General features: G+C 63.4%; 10 protein-coding genes. 4 read left to right on the forward strand and 6 right to left on the reverse strand.

Translation table 11 applies throughout. From position 1 onward, the window contains the following. The first annotated feature begins 265 nt into the window (after positions 1 to 265). Both U5A65_RS13255 and U5A65_RS13260 read left to right on the forward strand, forming a co-directional pair. A complete protein-coding gene (locus U5A65_RS13255; protein ID WP_028205078.1) occupies positions 266 to 631 on the forward strand; it encodes a hypothetical protein in 366 nt (121 codons plus the stop codon). 149 nt (positions 632 to 780) lie between these two features. Beyond that, positions 781 to 1,005, forward strand: coding sequence for a hypothetical protein (locus tag U5A65_RS13260; RefSeq protein WP_321917826.1), 225 nt, complete (start codon positions 781 to 783; stop codon positions 1,003 to 1,005). Positions 1,006 to 1,071: 66 nt separating this feature from the next. Here U5A65_RS13260 and U5A65_RS13265 read toward each other — a convergent pair whose 3' ends face one another. The 3 genes from U5A65_RS13265 to U5A65_RS13275 are packed head-to-tail and all read right to left on the reverse strand — an operon-like array spanning position 1,072 to position 7,227. Continuing rightward, positions 1,072 to 2,523, reverse strand: a complete 1,452-nt coding sequence (locus U5A65_RS13265) for an efflux transporter outer membrane subunit (protein WP_321946502.1) — start codon at positions 2,521 to 2,523, stop codon at positions 1,072 to 1,074. 3 nt (positions 2,524 to 2,526) lie between these two features. After that, the gene (locus U5A65_RS13270; RefSeq protein ID WP_321917823.1) at positions 2,527 to 5,691 is read right to left on the reverse strand and encodes a multidrug efflux RND transporter permease subunit; all 3,165 of its coding nucleotides are present in this window, start codon (positions 5,689 to 5,691) and stop codon (positions 2,527 to 2,529) included. Between the two features lie 3 nt (positions 5,692 to 5,694). After that, entirely contained in the window at positions 5,695 to 7,227 is a 1,533-nt protein-coding gene (locus tag U5A65_RS13275) for an efflux RND transporter periplasmic adaptor subunit (protein WP_321940188.1), read from the reverse strand. Positions 7,228 to 7,342: 115 nt separating this feature from the next. On the opposite strand from U5A65_RS13275, the gene U5A65_RS13280 reads away from it, so the two are divergent. Further along, positions 7,343 to 8,017 carry a hypothetical protein gene (locus tag U5A65_RS13280; protein ID WP_321946503.1) on the forward strand — a complete coding sequence of 225 codons (675 nt, stop codon included), beginning with the start codon at positions 7,343 to 7,345 and terminating at the stop codon, positions 8,015 to 8,017. A 229-nt stretch (positions 8,018 to 8,246) separates the two neighbouring features. On the opposite strand, the gene U5A65_RS13285 is transcribed toward U5A65_RS13280, so the two are convergent. Next, positions 8,247 to 9,572 (reverse strand): MFS transporter, encoded by a 1,326-nt coding sequence (locus U5A65_RS13285; protein WP_321946504.1) that lies wholly within the window; start codon positions 9,570 to 9,572, stop codon positions 8,247 to 8,249. Between the two features lie 81 nt (positions 9,573 to 9,653). After that, positions 9,654 to 10,829 carry a M20 aminoacylase family protein gene (locus tag U5A65_RS13290; RefSeq protein WP_321940192.1) on the reverse strand — a complete coding sequence of 392 codons (1,176 nt, stop codon included), beginning with the start codon at positions 10,827 to 10,829 and terminating at the stop codon, positions 9,654 to 9,656. 122 nt (positions 10,830 to 10,951) lie between these two features. Here U5A65_RS13290 and U5A65_RS13295 point away from each other — a divergent pair, with 122 nt between their 5' ends. Beyond that, entirely contained in the window at positions 10,952 to 11,902 is a 951-nt protein-coding gene (locus U5A65_RS13295; RefSeq protein WP_321917815.1) for a LysR substrate-binding domain-containing protein, read from the forward strand. A gap of 623 nt (positions 11,903 to 12,525) precedes the next feature. Here the strand turns inward: U5A65_RS13295 and bamA are convergent. Then, positions 12,526 to 14,841: an outer membrane protein assembly factor BamA gene (gene bamA, locus U5A65_RS13300; RefSeq protein ID WP_321946505.1), complete on the reverse strand. Its 2,316-nt coding sequence runs from the start codon at positions 14,839 to 14,841 to the stop codon at positions 12,526 to 12,528. Positions 14,842 to 14,896 lie beyond the last annotated feature (55 nt).

Genomic DNA, 14,896 nt, shown 5'->3' on the forward strand with positions numbered 1-14,896 from the left:
CGAGCGCCAAAAGAGCGCCAAAAGAGCGGCGGCAGGAAACAGGCACGCGAAACGCTGCAAAGCGCATAACGGCAGGCGCCTTCCTGGTGTCACTCCTGGTTTGCATACAACGCGCCGCCAGGCGACGCTATCCATGTAACACCCGTGCGTGCAGCGCCAGTGCGGGGCAGGCGATTTTTTATGAGCCGTGATATCGTTTTGTCATCGGATTCGAAAAGTCTGCACGCACCCGTCAATCGAACTCTGTTACTTCGCGAGCGTCGCCATGAGTGATGTACGCCACCATCTGAGTCCGCGCGATCGCGTGGAGCTGCTCTGCTGGCTCACCTGCGGGAGCCTCGGGGCTTACTATCTCAACGAATCCTGGCCCAACGCGGCCTTTCACGTCCAGGCGGCGCACAAGTGGCTCGACCGTCACGCGCGAGAGGCCGACTGGCTCGCCATTGCACGCCTCGCCGCCATGGCGCAGGACATCGCGCAGCAGCACGCGTGGTTCGTCGACGCGGTTTGGGCGCGCGACGCCGTCGAGGAGATTCTCGACACCGACGATCTGAACTACCAGGCCAAGCTCGTCCTGCAAGTGCTCAAGGACTGCGAACGGGCGCTCGCCGACCGCCGCCCCGCCGACTGATTCCGTACCCGTTAAGCGGGGTACCCCACACAAGCCACGCGTTTCTCCATCAAATGATGGACGCGTGGCGGTTATCGTCAGAACACACTTCCGCTTGCAGCGCTGGGCTCTTCCCAACGCCTGCCGCTCGTTCACGCGGGAGACCTCTAATGACTCGCCCCCACGCACTGACGTTCGCCGCCGCGCTGCTCGTGTTCGCGTCGGCAAGCCCCGTCGCGTTCGCGCAAACCGGCGGCCATGCCACCGCCCTCAACGCCGCCCGGCCCATGCAGGTACAAAAAGTCGCGAAACCGGCGCCCAAAGCCGGGCAAACAGCGAAAGCCAGCAAGCCCGCTCCGCAATCGCTGCACTGGCTGATGTCGGAGAGTCCATGAAACGAACCGGCGCGCCTGCGCCAGGTTCGCCTTTCGCCATCCCCCTTAAAGCGCGGCCGTCGCGGTTCAAGACTGCGACGGCTTCGCGCCGTCCGCTGCCGGCGGCGGTGCTGCCGGCGTCCAGCCGTAGCCAAGCGCCTTGTACAGGCTCACGATCTGCGCTAGTTCCTGGTCCTGCAGCGACGACTGCTGCAACTGCGCATTGAAGAGGCTGCGTTCCGCGTCGAGCACTTCCAGATAGCTCGTGTAGCCGCCCTCATAGAGATCGCGCGCAACTGACGTGTATTCCGTGAGTGCCGTCACCTGGAGCTTCGTCGAATCCAGCTGATCGCGCGTGCGCGCCACGCCCACGAGCGCATTCTCGACATCGGCGAACGCCTGCTGGATCGTCTGCTCGTAGCTGAAGAGCGCTTCCTGCTGCACGGCTTCGGCCTGATGCACGCCACCCGCAATCGCGCCGCCCTCGAAAATCGGCTGCGTGATCGCGCCCGCAAACGACCAGACGCGCGCGGGGCCGGTCCAGAGCCCCGAGAGCGCCGTGCTCGCCGCACCGAACAGTCCCGTGAGCGAAATCTGCGGGAAATACAGCGCGCGCGCGGCGCCGATCGAGGCGTTCGCCGAAATGAGCGTTTGTTCGGCCTGCAGAATATCGGGCCGGCGCTCCAGCAGCGTCGACGGCAAGCCAGCCGGAATGGCGGGCGCAGTGAGTTCGGTGATCGATTTGCCGCGCGGAATCGGCCCCGGATTCTGGCCCAGCAGCAGCGAAATCGCGTCTTCCTGCGTCGCGATTTCCTGCTGGATCGAATACACGGAGGTCTGCGCCGATTGATACTCCGACTGCGCCTGGCTCACCTGCAACCGCGAAACGACGCCGCCCGCATAGCGCTCGTTGAAGAGATCGAGCGCGCCCTTGCGGCTTTCGAGCGTGTCCTGCGCAATGGTGAGTTGATTATCGAAGTCGCGCAATTGCAGATACGACGTGGCGACGTTCGCAATGATGGCAATGCGCGTGGCCTGCTGTGCGGACTGCGTGCTCATATAGTCGGCGCGCGCCGCCTCAGTGAGCCTGCGCAAATGGCCGAACAAATCGAGCTCCCACGACACCGCGCCGTTCAACTGCACCTGGTTGCCGACCACGGGCGGGAAGCCCGGCGCCGGCACGCCGCGGCTGCGCGAAGCGCCGAAATTCGCCGAAACCTGCGGGAAAAGACCCGCGCGCGTCACGACATAACGCCCGTAGAATTCTTCGACACGCGCCGACGCAATCAAGAGATCCTTGTTCTGCGCGAGCGCCTTCGTGACGAGGTCGTTGAGCACCGGGTCGTTGAACTGCATCCACCAGTCGAGCGAGGTGTCGATGGGTTCGGCCTGCGGCGAGGCATAGCGAAACGTCGACGGCGTCTCCACCGTCGGACGATGATAATCGGGCCCGACCGCGCAGGCGCCAAGGCATGCCGTCGCAACGATCAGCCCGAATGGACGCAGCGTGCGGTGCTTCAGATTCAAACGTGTCTTCATCGCTCAGCCCTCCTGCGAAGGCGGCGCCGCAGGGGGCGTGCTGGCATGCGGCGTAGCGTCCGGCTTCTTGCGCGACGAGAGCGTTTCCAGTCCCCAGAAGAACATCGGAATGAAGAACAGCGCGATCACGGTGGCGCCGAGCATGCCCGCGATCACGCCGGTACCGAGTGAGCGCCGGCTCGCGGCCGACGCGCCGCTGGCGATGGCAAGCGGCACGCAGCCCAGAATGAACGCGAGCGAGGTCATGATGATCGGCCGCAGGCGCAGTTTCGCGGCGTGCAGCGCCGCCTCGTAGGGCGACATGTTCTCCTTCTCGCGCATTTCAACGGCGAACTCGAAGATCAGAATGGCGTTCTTCGCCGCGAGCGCGATCAGCACAGTCAGGCCGATCTGGAAATACACGTCGTTTTCCATGCCCCGCAACAAGATGCCCACCAGCGCCCCGAAGATCGCGAACGGCACGGCGAGCAGCACGCCAATCGGCAACGACCACTTCTCATACTGCGCCGCGAGAATGAGGAACACCATCAGCAGCGCGAAGCCGAACACGAGCGCCGCTGTCGAGCCGGCCTTCTTCTCTTCGTACGCCTGGCCGCTCCACTCGTAGCTGTAGCCCTCGCCCAGCACTTCGCCCGCGATCTGCTCCATCGCCGCGATCGCCTCGCCCGAGCTGTGGCCGGGCGCCGCGTCGCCGGTGATCTTCGCCGCCGGGAAGTTGTTGAAGCGGTTCACGATGTCAGGTCCAGGCACGAAGCGCGAGGTCGTCACGGCCTTGATCGGCACCATGTCGTTGTTTCGGTTGCGCACGTAGAGCTGCTGGATATCGTCCGGGGTCAAGCGGTATTGCGGCTCGGCCTGAATGATCACCTGGAAGAGGCGGCTGCCTTTCGGGAACTGGCTCACATACAAGGAGCCGAACATCGTCTGGAGTGCGGTGTAGATATCCTGAACCGGAACGCCGAGCGTTTCCGCACGCTCGCGGTCCACTTCCACGAGCAACTGGCGCGAATTCGTGTTGATGGTGGAGTTCACGCCGCGCAGCGCCGGATTCTGGCGCGCCTTTGCAATCATCTGGCGCACCTTGTCTTCGAGCTGCTGATACGTGCCGTCGCCCGTGCTTTGCGCCCAGAACTCGAAGCCGCCGGTGGTGCCGAGGCCTGGGATCGATGGTGGATTGAGCGGCACGACCACGCCGTCCTTGAATGTGGAGAATTCCTTCGTGGCGTCGCGGATCAGATCCTGCGCGGTGCCGTTCTCGCCACGATCCTTGAAGCCCTTGAGCGTGACGAACAACGTGCCCGCGTTCGACTTGTACTGCGAGTCGATCAAGCTGTAGCCGATCGGCGCCGCCACCGAACTCACGGCAGGCTGTTTCGCGAACCAGTCCTCCGCTTTCTTCGAGAGGTCGCCCGTGCGGTCCAGACTCGCCGCGTCGGGCATCACGACCGCGCCGAACAGATAGCCCTGATCCTCCACGGGCAGGAATGACGATGGAATGTGTTTGAACAGGCCGACCGTGGCGATGATCATCACGGCGATCAGGCCGATGGAGAGCACCACGCGTCGTATCGCGGTCTGCACCCAGCTGCCATAGCCTTCGGTCAGGCTATCGAACTTCTCGTTGAACCAGCGGAAAAAACGGTTCTTCTTGTGCTCGCCCGGCTTGAGCAGAATGGCCGCGAGCGCGGGCGAAAGCGTGAGCGCGACGATACCCGAAAGCACCACCGAAACCGCAATCGTCACAGCGAACTGCTTGTAGAGCTGCCCGGTGATGCCCGAGAGAAACGCCACCGGTATGAACACCGCGAGCAGCACGAGCACGATCGCCACCACCGGCCCGCTCACTTCGTCCATCGCGCGTTTGGCCGCTTCCTTGGGCGGTAGCTTGAACTCGGTCATGTTGCGCTCGACGTTTTCGATCACCACGATCGCGTCGTCCACCACGATACCGATGGCCAACACCATGCCGAACAAGGTGAGCATGTTGATCGAGAAACCGAACGCCGACATGCCGATGAACGCGCCGATGATCGACACAGGCACGGCGAGCAGCGGCACGAGCGTCGCCCGGAAACTCTGCAGGAAGATGTACACCACGATGATCACGAGAATCACCGCGTCGCGCAGCGTGTGAACCACCTCGTTGATCGACTCGTGCACGAACTCGGTCGTATCGAGCGCGACTTCATACTTGAGACCGGGCGGGAAGCTCTTGTTCAACTGCTCGAGTGTCTGGCGCACCTGCTTGGCCACTTGCAGTGCATTCGCGCCCGGCTGCTGATACACGGCGAGCAGCGTGGCCGTCTTGCCGTTGAAGCGGCCACGCAGCGTGTAGTCTTTCGCGCCGAGCTCCGCATGACCAATGTCCTTGAGGCGCACGATCGCCGCGTCGCCCGACGCCGCGCGCAGGATGATGTTGTCGAAATCGGCGGGTTCGGTAAGACGCCCCTTCGTCGTCACCGGGAAGGTCTGGTTCACCGGCTTGTTGGTCGGCGCCGCGCCGAGGCGACCCGCGGAGAACTGCTGGTTCTGCTGCGCGATCGCGTTCTGCACGTCGGTCACGGTAATGCCGAGCTTCGCCATGCGGTCTGGCTTGAGCCACACGCGCATCGCATAGTCAGCAGAGCCGAAGATCGACGCCTGGTTCGCACCCGGAATGCGCTTGAGCGCGTCGAGCACGTAGACGTTCGCATAGTTCGCCACGTAGGCCGCGTCGTAGGCGTTATCGGGTGAATAGATCGCGATCACCATCATGAACGCGGAGGAGCGCTTCTGCACCGACACGCCTTGCGCCGTGACCGAATCGGGCAGGAACGGCAACGCAAGGTTCACGCGGTTTTGCACGTCCACCTGCGCGAGCGAAGGATCGGTGCCGATATTGAAGTACACCGTGAGCGTCATGTTGCCCGTCGAGGAGCTCGACGAGTTCATGTACATCATGTTGTCCGCGCCGTTCACCTGCTGCTCGATCGGCGCGGCCACGTTCTGCGCGACGATATCGGCGCTCGCGCCCGGATACGTGGCGCTCACCGTAATCGTTGGCGGCGCGATGTCCGGAAACTGGGCGATCGGCAGGTTGAACATCGCCACGAGACCCGCGACGACGAGCACGATCGAGAGGACCGACGCGAAAATTGGCCGGTCAATAAAGAAGTGGGAGAACTTCATCGTTCAACCTCCCGCAGCGGGCGAGAACGTGACGTCCACGCGGCGGGATTTGTCGGGCGGATCATTGGCGACGATCTGCGCCGGCTTGCGCATCTCGATGCGCTCGGTTTTCACGCCGGCCACGACCAGCGCAGCGCGCACCGTGGCCGCGCGCGCGGCCGCAAGACGCTCGTTCGCGGCTTGCGAGCCCGTCGAATCGGTGTAGCCGGAAATCACCACGCGCAAGCCCGGCTCGGCAACGAGACGGCGCGCCACGCCCGCAAGCGCGTCGGCCGACGGGGCGTCGAGGCTCGAACTGCCCGTTGCGAAATAGACCGCGGTGTGGTCGCCCAATACATCGGGCTCACTAGCAGCAGCGGCCGGCTTGGCGGCATTCGCTCCCGCGTTGGCCTGCGCATTCGCGCCTGGGCTCGCGTTCGCCGCAGCCGGGCCGGAAGCCCCAGCCGCGCCCGCCTGCGCCCCACCGCCCGCTCCGCTGTCTTGCCCAGCGGACGTTGCGCCGATATTCACGTCCGCGGGCGGCGTCTGAACGAGATTCGCCTTGACCGGCGCACCGGGCATGAGCCGCAGCGTATTGTCGATGATGACGTGGTCGCCAGGATGCAAGCCCGACTTGATCACCCACGCATTGCCATTCCACTCGCCCGTTTCCACCACGCGCTGCTGTGCCTTACCGTCCTTGTCGACGGTCCACACATATGCGCCGCGCGGCCCCTGCTGCACAGCCGCCTGCGGCACGGCCACCGCCGAACTGCGCTGCGCGCCCAGCAGCTTGATACGCACGAACTGACCGGGCCGCAGCGACCCCGTGGGGTTCGGCATGGACGCGCGAATCAGGTAGGTGCCGGTTTCCGAGCTAAGCGACGCGTCGGTAAATGCAATGTGGCCACGCTCCGGGTAGATGGTGCCGTCTGCCAGCACGATCACCGCTTCGAGCTTGCCCACCGGCGGCAGTTTGAGCGTGCCGTTCTGCGTTTGCGTGCGCAGATTGAGCATCTCGTTCTCGGAGAGCGAGAAGTTGATCCACATGGGATCGAGCTTGGCCACGTAGGTGAGCAGGCTATTGCTTGTATCGATATACGAGCCGTCCTGCCTCTTCGCGAAGCTCGAAAGGCCGGTAACGGGCGCCACGATCGTCGTGTAGCCGAGATTGAGCGAAGCGCTAATGACATTCGCCTTCGCCCCTTCGACAGCGGCGGCGGCGGCCTGCTCCTGGCCGATCGAATCGTCGAGATCTTTCTGGCTCAACGCGTTCTTCGCGGCCAGCGGACGCACGCGGGCGAGGTTGGCCTCCGCGGTCTGAAGCCGCGCCTTTTGCTGCGCAAGCTCGGCCTTCGCAGCGTCGAGCGTGGCCTCGAACGGTTTGCGGTCCATGACGAACATGACGTCGCCTGCGTGGACCAGCGAGCCCTCCGTATACACACGCCTTTCGAGGAAGCCGCTCACGCGCGCGCGAATTTCGACCTGCTGCGAGCTTTCCGTCTGCCCCACGTACTCGAAAACAACGGGCACGTCGCGCAGCGCAATATTGATCACGTCAACGTTCGCGGCGGGTCGAGTTTCAGCAGCAGGTTTGTTTTCATGACATCCAACGACACTTACCAGCAATCCCAACGACAGACACAAGCTGGCCACCCGAATACCGTGAGTCATGCTGTTCTCCGTGTTGTCGACGATCTGCGCTGGACCGACGAAACCAAATCAGACGCGCGCGGGCGATCGAGTCGTATCACCGCCACTGACTTTGGTGCTCGAACAAATACTACTGTTTTTCGAGACAACGCAGAATCAGGATGGCCAAAAATTCACCCGCGACAACGAGACCGGCACTCATGAGGCAATAGTGACCGAATTCGTTTCGAAATCCGAAATGAAGGCGAGCGAATCGTTCGCTAACGTTCGCATGACTATGCGCTACGCTTGCGTATGCAGAAAGGGAGAAAGCGAAGGATGCGGACGCACGAAGCATGCGTCGCGTGAACTGCGGATAGGAGATATTCAAGCGTGGCGCAGCGGGGGTTGCGCCACGCGCCGCGAATCAGGTCGCGCGATCGAGCCGGCGCACCGAGCCGAATTCCGCACACGAGAGCGTGCGCATGAGGAGCGCCATGGCCTCGGCTACGCGACGGCGATCGAGTTCGACATGCAGGCAAGCGAGATTGTTGCGGCGATCGATATCGATCGTATGGACGCCGAGCGCGTCGCCTATAAGACCATGCAGCGCGCATCGCGCGAGTTGCGCTTCGCTCGTGGGCACGCGCACGACGAGTTGCACTGTTGTGCGTTGGGTTGCCGGGTGAAAAAGCTTGCGCGAGTTGCGCAGTGAAAGATCGGGGCGCGGCGCGGCGGCGGAGCGGGAACCTCGGGAAACCGGGCCCTGCGAGACGTTGGACGGCATACGTGTTGTGTTGCACGCCGCCGTTTCGGCCGGCGCGCTTGAGTTGAACACGAACCGATTCTAGGCAGCGCCGTATAAACGTCTGGTAAATAAACACGACACGGCCGCTAAAAGTGCGTAGCGGCCGTATTCAACACTCAATCGCGTTCAATCGCACTCAATCGAGCGGACGGCCCGCCGGTTCGCGAATGAGCGGCAGCGCGAGCAGCGAGACCGCCCCGCAGCCGATCAGATACCAGGCGGGCGCGAGCGGGTTGTCGAGCAGCTTGATGAGCCAGGTCGCGAAAAACTGCGCGAAGCCGCCGAAGATCGACACGCCCACGCAATACACCACGGACATGCCGGTCACGCGAATCGACTGGGGAAAGAGTTCCGGCAGCATCACGATGTTGGGGACTGCCGTGAACGCGACGATCGCGCCCAGCACGGCCACGACCGCGAGCACGGTGGTGACGGTCGGCATGGCATGAATGAGCATGAACGCCGGATAGATCACCGCGATCAGCAGCACGCGCGAAACGCCCATCACCCACTTGCGGCCCAGCCGGTCGGAAAGCGAGCCGGCGAACGGCGAGCACACGGCGGTGACGAGCGCCGCGACGAGCGCCGCGCTCATGCCGACCGACATCGGCAGGCCGAGAATCTTGATCGCATACGTCGACATGTAGAACAGCACGATATAGTTCGCCGCCGTGCCGCCGATGGTTGTGACGACACCGGCCACGAGCGACGTGCGATGACGTCCGAAAATCTCGCGCAGCGGCCGCGCCATGTCGGCCACGGGTTCGGTGTCCTCCACTTCGACGGGGTTCACGAGCGTTTCGTCGAGATGGCGGCGAATGTACACGCCCACCGGCACGACCAGCATGCCGATCACGAACGGTACGCGCCAGCCCCAGCTTTCCAGCGCGGCCTGCGAGAGCGTGGTGGAAAGCGTCACGCCGATGAGCGCGCCGCACACCGTATTGAGCCCCTGGCTCACGAACTGCCAGCTGCCGTAGAAACCGCGCGAACGGTCATCGGCGTATTCGAGCAGCAGCGATGTCGAGGCGCCCACTTCTCCGCCCACCGCGAAGCCCTGCACGAGGCGCGCGATCAGGATCAGCGCGGGCGCCGCGAGCCCGATTTGCGCATAGGTGGGCGCGAATGCGATGAGCGCCGAGCCGAGCGCCATGAGCCAGAGCGTGAGCGTCATGGCGGCCTTGCGGCCCACGCGGTCCGCGAACGCGCCGATCACGATGCCGCCGATCGGACGCACGACGAAACCCACGCCGAAGCTGCCCACGGCGAGCATCAACTGGTTCAGCGAGCCATGCACCGGAAAGTACAGCGAGCCGATGATCGAGGCAAAGAAGCTGTAGACCGTGAAGTCGAAGAACTCGAGCCCGTTGCCGAGCGTGATCGCGAAGATGGCCTTCGCGCGCGAGCGGCGCGTGGAAGCCTGGGCGGCTGCGGCCTGCGCCTGAATCGACGTGGCGTTCATCGGGTGTCTCCTCGTGTGTCTCGTATCGCGTATCGTGGTGCGTCTGTTGGTCCGTTTGCCTGCTGGCTATCGGTATCGGCTTTAGCCGCGCAGGAAGCGTTCGGCGAGTTGCACCCAGTATGCTGCGCCGGTGGCAAGGCAGTCGTCGTTGAAGTCGTAGCCGGGGTTGTGCACCATGCAACCGCCCTCTCCGTCGCCATTGCCGATGATCAGGTAGCTGCCCGCGCAGCGCTCGAGCAGGAACGAGAAGTCCTCGCTGCCGGTGAGCGGCGCCATGTCGTGAATGAGCCCCTCTTCGCCCAGCCAGTCGCGCGCCACGTCCTGCGCGAACGCCGTCATTGCCACGTCGTTCACGAGCACCGGGTAGCGGCGCTGATAGTCGATGCGCGCCGTGGCGCCGTACGCGCTCGCCTGTGCGTGCACGAGCGCCGTAATGCGCTCCTGCAGCAAATCGCGCACTTCGGGGCGCAGCGCGCGCACCGAGAGGCGCATTTGCGCGGTTTGCGGAATCACGTTGGGGGCGTCGCCCGAATGGATCGCGCCCACGGTGACGATCGCCATGTCGAGCGGCGGCACGTTGCGCGACACGATGGTCTGCAGCGCGAGCACGACGTTGGCGCACACCACGACCGGGTCGATCGCCTTATGCGGCACCGCACCATGTCCGCCGCGCCCGTCGATGTCGATGATGACCGTGTCCGACGAAGCCATGAACGGCCCCGCGCGAAAGCCGAGCTTGCCGGTGGGGAAGCCGGGCATGTTGTGCATGGCGAACACGGCGTCGCAAGGAAAGCGCTCGAACAGGCCTTCGTCGAGCATGCGCTTGGCGCCGCCCAGGCCCTCTTCGGCGGGCTGGAAAATGAGGTTCAGCGTGCCGCTGAAGTTGCGCGACTGCGCGAGATGCTTCGCCGCCGCGAGCAGCATGGCCGTGTGGCCGTCGTGACCGCATGCGTGCATCTTGCCCGGAATGCGGCTCGCGTAGTCGAGGCCGGTGCTCTCCTGGATCGGCAGCGCGTCCATGTCGGCGCGCAGGCCGAGGCGCGCTCGGCCGTCGCCCACCTTCAGCGTGCCCACGACGCCCGTGCCGCCCAGCCCGCGGTGCACCTCGTAGCCCCACTCGGTGAGGCGCTGCGCGACGAGGTCGCTCGTGACGAATTCCTCGAAGCCCAGTTCGGGATGCGCGTGGATCTCGTGACGCAGCGCGATCATTTCGTCTTCGATCGCGGCAATTGCGGCCGGGATAGCCATCGTGTTCATACGAATTCCCTCCAGGGCGAGCGTGAGTGTGAATTCGCTTGAGAATAATGACGTCTCTTATCTGCCGACAGCCCTAAAATAGTTGGCCCGCCAACCAGAAGTGCGCACCCGGGTTATCCCTTATGAAGTTCCACCAGTTCCGCGCGCTCGTCGCCATGGCCGATACCGGCAGTATTCGCGCGGCCGCGCGCCAGCTTGGCATCTCGCCGGCGGCTGCGACAAAGGCGGTTCGCGAGCTGGAGGCCGAGCAGCAAATCGCGCTCGTCACGCGCAATGCGAACGGCATCGCCTTCACGGAAGCGGGCCAGGCGCTGCTCGTGCATGCACGGCTCGTCGTGCACCAGATGTCGCGCGCCCAGGACGAACTCGACGCGCGGCGCGGGCGCGGCACGGGCAAGCTCGCGATCGGCGTGACGCCGTGGCTCGCCCTCTCCTTCCTGCCCGACGCCGTCACGCTGTTTCGCGAACGCATGCCCGGCATGCAGCTGGAGTTCTACGAAGGCCTGCTCAATATCGTGATGCCGCGGCTGCGCGACGGCTCCCTCGACTTCTCGCTAGGCAAGCCCGGGCCCGCTTCGCTGCATGCAGAATTTACGCAAACGCCGATTTTCGCCACGGAGTCGGCTGTGGTGGTGCGCAAGGACCATCCGTGCTCGCACGCGCAATCGCTGAAGGAACTTCAGGATTGCGAATGGTTGCTCAACTGGGACCCGGCAAGCAAGGAGATGATCGCCGACGACGTGTTCCTGCGTCACGGCCTGCCAATGCCGAAGAGCGTGCACCTCGCGCACTCGTTCGTGGTGGCAATGGGGCTCATCATGAACACAGACATGGTGAGCATTTTCCCGTGGCCGCTCGTGGAGACGCGCTTCGCGCGCGACAATCTCCGCGCACTCGCGCTTCAGGAGGAAGTGGACCGGACGGTCGTGAGCGTGGTTGCGCGGCGCGGCGTGCCGCTCTCCGCAGCGGCCGAATGCTTTCTCGAATGCCTCAAGGAGGCGATTCATGCGGGTGAGGCTTCCGCTAATCCCGAGCGCAGGCGGCTCTATCACTCGCTTGAGTTGCTGATTTGAGTTTTGGGTTTGGGTTTTGGTGTCGCTTTGGCTGTTTTTTGGCCTTTACTTGTTTTCGTGTCGGTATGCCAGCGTTGCCCCTGTGCGGGGCGGCACCTACTTTTCTTTGCAGCGGCAAAGAAAAGTAGGCAAAAGAAAGCCGCTCAAACCGCTAGCGCCTGCCACAGTTCACATCGCGCCACCAAGGGTTAATGGCTCCGGAGCGTCTGTCGCCTCGCACCATTCTCGTTAGTGACAAGGAGCTCGTCCGTTCCCGCTGCTCGCTACGCGCGCAGCGGCCGGGTCTGCAAGGGAAACCAAGGGTACGAGTCCGCACTTGCGAGAACTCACGCGCCCCAACGGTTTTGGGTTATGCCCTTCGGGGCGCGCAGCGCCACCGGAGGTATGAGCGCCTTGTCACTCAGTTCAGTGGTGCGAGGTGACAGACGCTCCGGAGCCATTCAACTGGGATGGCGCGATGTGAACTGTGGCAGGCGCTGGCGGTTTGAGCGGCTTTCTTTTGCCTACTTTTCTTTGCCGCTGCAAAGAAAAGTAGGTGCCGCCCCGCACAGGGGCAACGCTGGCATACCGCCGCGAAAACAAGAAAAAGCCAAAGCGCGAGGCACGACCAAACAACCATACAATTAAAACGACGTACCAATCTGAAACTGAAACTTCTGGTACTGATCGCCAGCATGCTTGACGATAGGAAAGCCCAGATCGAGCTTGAGCGGCCCGATCGGCGAGATCCATTCGAGGCCCGCGCCATAGCTGTAACGCAGACCGTTCGCGCCGGTGCTGCTGCCTTCCGTGCCCCACACGTTACCGCCGTCCACGAACGTGAACACGCGCAGCGTACGGTCATAGCCCGTGCCGGGCAGCGGGAACGTCAGCTCGATATTGCCGACCACCATCTTCGAGCCGCCGATCGGGTCGTTCGTCGTGGTGTCGCGCGGGCCGAGCGAGCCCGACTCGTAGCCACGCACCGACCCGATACCGCCCGCATAGTAGTTCTTGAAGATCGGATACGGTTTGCCGCCCAGGCCGTTGCCGTAGCCGCCCTGGAAGTTCAGCCCCAGCACGAAGCCGCGCGCGAATGAGTAGTAGTACTGCATTTGCGCATCGCCCTTGTAGTACTGCGTGCCGGCCGGCGTGCCGTATTCGGCATTGGCCTGCGCGTAGTAGCCGCGGCTCGGCACCAGCGCGCTGTCGCGGTTGTCGCGTGACCAGCCCACGGTGAGCGGCACCGTGTTCGAAACGCGGCCGAAATCGTTCACGTAGTCGATATAGGTCTGCGGCGTGCTGGAATCGACGTCGAGGCGGTCCTGCTCGATGCCGAGGCCGAAATACACCATGTCGGTCTCGGAGAACGGAATGCCGAACTTCATGTCCGCACCGTACGAGACGATGCGAAAGCTCGTGTCGTTCGTGCTCGAGTAGTAAAGCGGCTCGGTCGTGCGGTAGTAGACATCGGTAATGCGCTTGATGCCGTCCACCGTGAAATACGGATCGACCTGCGTGACCGAAAGCGTGCGGTACGTCGTGGCCGTATTCACGTTCAGCGAAAGGCTGTTGCCGGAGCCGAACACGTTGTCCTGCGAAATACCCGCCGAGATGATCGGCCCTTCGCCAGAGCCATAGCCGAGGCCCAGCGAAAGCGTGCCGGTGGGCTTCTCGGTCACTTTCACGTTCACGTCGACTTCGTCCTGCGTGCCTTCCACCGGCACCGTGGTCACGTCCACGTCGGTAAAGTAGCCAAGGCGGTTGATGCGGTCCTTCGAAAGCGCGAGACGGTTCGAATCGAACCACGAGCTTTCGAGCTGGCGCATTTCGCGGCGCACGACTTCGTCGCGCGTGCGTGTATTGCCGGTGACGTTCACGCGGCGCACATACACACGGCGGCTCGGGTCCACCTGCAGCGTGAGCGCGACTGTGTGGTCTTTCTGGTCGATTTCGGGCAACGCGTTCACGGTCGCAAATGCGTAGCCATATTCGCCGAGCTTGTCGACGATCGCCTTGGTCGTGTCCTTGAGCTTTTGCGCCGAAAAACGCTGCCCCGGCTTGACACCGACGAGCTTGCTCAACTCCGCCTCGCGGTCGAGCAGATTGCCGGCCATCTTGACGCTCGAAATCGTGTAAGGCTCGCCCTCGTGAATCCCGATCGTGAGGTACATGTCCTTCTTGTCGGGCGACAGCGAGACCTGCGTCGAATCGATATTGAACTCCAGATAGCCACGGTCCAGATAGTACGAGCGCACATTGTCGAGGTCGCCCGTGAGCTTTTCCTTCGAGTACAGGTCGTTCTTCGTGTACCACGAGAACCAGTTCGGCGTGGAGAGCTGCATTTCATCGAGCAGCGTGCTATCGCTGAACGTCCTGTTACCGATGAAGTTGATCTGGCGGATCTTCGCGCTCGGCCCTTCGACCACGGAAAACAGCAGGCCGACGCGATTGCGGTCGATCGGCGTGACCGTGGTCGTGACCTCTGCCGCGTAGTAGCCGCGTGTGAGGTACTGGCGCTTGAGCTCCTGCTCCGCCTTGTCCACGAGCGCCTTGTCGTAGCTCTGGCCCGGCGAGAGCCCGACCGACTTGAGCGCCTTCGTCAAGTTATCCTTATCGAACTCCTTGATGCCCGCGAAATCGATCGTGCCGATAGCGGGACGCTCCTGCACCTGCACGATCACCGTGCCGCCTTGCGCAGAGATGCGCACGTCGCTGAAGAGGCTCGTCGCGTAGAGCGCGCGAATGGCGTCGGAGGCTTTGTCGTCCGTGAAGGTCTCGCCCTGCTTGATCGGCAGATAGGCGAATACGGTGCCCGGTTCGATGCGCGTGAGCCCGTCGATGCGGATGTCCTGGACCACGAAGGGCTCGGTGGCGTGCGCCGCAGCAGTCACGCCGATGCCGAAGCCGGCGAGAGTCAGTGCGCGTGCATAGCGCGCCGTGGTAGTTGATGCCGTCATGCGGGAGGTCGAATGTGAAGCAACGAAAGAGCCGTGAAAGTGCCGAATGCTCCAT

The sequence above is a fragment of the Paraburkholderia sp. J10-1 genome (assembly GCF_905220165.1).
In the GTDB taxonomy this organism is placed as follows: Bacteria; Pseudomonadota; Gammaproteobacteria; order Burkholderiales; family Burkholderiaceae; genus Paraburkholderia.